Source organism: Vibrio sp. D173a (assembly GCF_030248475.1).
The window spans coordinates 1-2317 of record NZ_JAHGAH010000400.1 but is presented as its reverse complement, the minus strand read 5'-3'; the positions used below and the strand labels follow the sequence as shown (position 1 = coordinate 2317).

General features: G+C 47.8%; 1 protein-coding gene and 1 pseudogene. One reads left to right on the top strand and one right to left on the bottom strand.

The window, feature by feature from the left end; genetic code table 11:
• The first annotated feature begins 69 nt into the window (after window positions 1-69).
• Window positions 70-1956 (top strand): methyl-accepting chemotaxis protein, encoded by a 1887-nt coding sequence (locus KIV40_RS26205; protein ID WP_285352110.1) that lies wholly within the window; start codon window positions 70-72, stop codon window positions 1954-1956.
• Window positions 1957-2015: 59 nt separating this feature from the next.
• Here KIV40_RS26205 and KIV40_RS26200 read toward each other — a convergent pair.
• A pseudogene (locus tag KIV40_RS26200) lies at window positions 2016-2317 on the bottom strand (IS4 family transposase); the annotation flags it as partial.

Genomic DNA, 2317 nt, shown 5'->3' with positions numbered 1-2317 from the left:
TTGACCACTAAAATATAATGTCGCCTCTAAATGCCTATTTTTATAAATGTAAGAGCCAACTATAACTTTATGCTTAAAAATCTATCTCTAAAGAACAAACTGGCGATCTCCGCCAGTGCTGCCATCATCCTCGGGGGAGTGTTGGTGGAGGGGCTGTCTTTCCGTGATGCTCTGCAAAGACTTGATGTTGAAGTCGCTCAGCGCCTAGAAAGTACTAGCGCATCTTACAACCAATACGTAAGCGACTGGCTACTATCGAAAGAACGTGCACTCACATCGCTTTCTCAAGACGCTGAAAAATCAGCGATTGTGACGCACCTTAAACAGGTTCGCGATTCTGCCGCGTTTGATAACGTCTTCCTTGCGTATCCAGACGGTTCTCAAGACAACGCGAATGGTGTTGTATTGCCACCGGGTAACGATGACCCTCGCCAATGGGGTTGGTACACCAACGCAATCGCAAACCCTTCGAAAGTCTTTATGGACAATCCAACCGTTGCTGCGGCAACAGGGGCAAACGTCGTGTCTTTGGGTAAAGCACTCCAGCTTCACGGTCAAACCAACGTGCTAGGTGCAGACGTAGAAATCGGTGACATCCTAAATAGCCTGAACCAAGTGATTCTGCCGGGTGAAGGTTATATGTTCATCGCCAACGATCAGGGCAATATCTTTACCCACAACAACAGCAAGCTACTTAACCAGCCCGTTAGCAAGCTGGGCTTAAATAACAGCGACATCGTCGCGGCTGCCAACTCTGGACAAGAGCGCACCATCTCCATCAACGGTAAAGACTTCGTGGTTTACGCGAAAGCCATCGATGGCACCAAATTGACCACAGTAACGGTTCTGGATAATGACTCTTTGGTCGCCCCACTTTACGATGCCGTTTGGGGACAAATCATCGCAACTACGATTGTGGTGATCATCTGTGTGGCCTTGTTTAACCTACTGTGTAACATCCTTTTCCGTCCGCTTTACAACGTGTCAAATGCCCTATCGCAAATCGCCAATGGTAGCGGTGATTTAACTCAGCGCATCAAAGTTGAGAACCGTGACGAAGTGGGTGAATTGGCAGAAAACTTCAACCAGTTCGTTGCCAGTCTTCAGCAACTTATCGGCCATATTCGTCATCAAGCGGAAAACTTAAACGATCAATCAGAGCTGAGCACGAAACGTGCAAACCAATCGGTTGAAGAGCTTAACCACCAGCAACAAGAAATCACGCTTGTGGCAACGGCAGTGACCGAAATGGCCTCTGCGACGCAAGAGATCGCTTCTCATGCCGAGCAAACAGCGAAAGTGGCGCAGGATTCTTCCGTGAGCACACAAAACGGCCACTCACTGGTAGTGAACACCAAAGACTCGATCAACAACCTGTCTTCGGAAGTGAACCAAGCCAGCGGTGTTATCAGTGAACTGAACCAGCATGCTCAAGACATCAATACCGTGCTATCGACCATTCGTGACATTGCTGAGCAAACCAACCTACTTGCATTGAACGCTGCGATTGAAGCAGCACGTGCAGGCGAACAAGGCCGCGGTTTTGCTGTGGTTGCGGATGAAGTTCGTGTTCTATCGCAACGTACTCATACTTCGACAGAAGAAATCAAGTCCACCATCGAGACACTGCAACGCACAACTCAGCGTGCCGTTACTTTGATGGAACGCAGCTCTGAACTGGCAATAGGTTCGGTAGAAGATGCCGACCGTGCTTCCCAAGCGCTGGATGAAATCAACTCGGCAGTAGCAATGATCAGCGATATGGCGACCCAAATCGCCACCGCCGCAGAAGAACAAACCCACGTGACCAATGAAATCACCCAGAACGTTACTTCCATCAAAGACGTTACGGATCACTTGGTTATCGGGGCAGAGGAATCGATGAATCAGTCGTCTGAGCTGAAATCTCAAGCAGAAGATCTCAATTCGAAAGTGGCAACGTTCAAACTGGCGTAATTCTCGCTTCAAACCTCAATTCCAAACCCCGCCACGTTGCCTGTCTCTTGATCACAAGTCTAGTGATCAAGAGACATTGCGAGTTCGTAGCCCTCAAGGATGGTTTGTAGTTTAAACCATCCTTCCCAAAGCACCTTTATTGAAGCTCTACCCGTCCTTTTGGTATCTTTCCAACCGCCTAATTTAGCGAGATTTTTGTTCGCCCAACCCATATCGGGTACTTCTTTAGGTAACGTCTTACTTTCTAGTTTCAACCATAGTAGCTTCCAAGCTTTTTGGCCCAATACCTTTTCACAACTTTCTTTCGTTAGCTCATCAACTTCTTTCATGAAGCGTAATGCCAATAAACGCGTAGCAACAA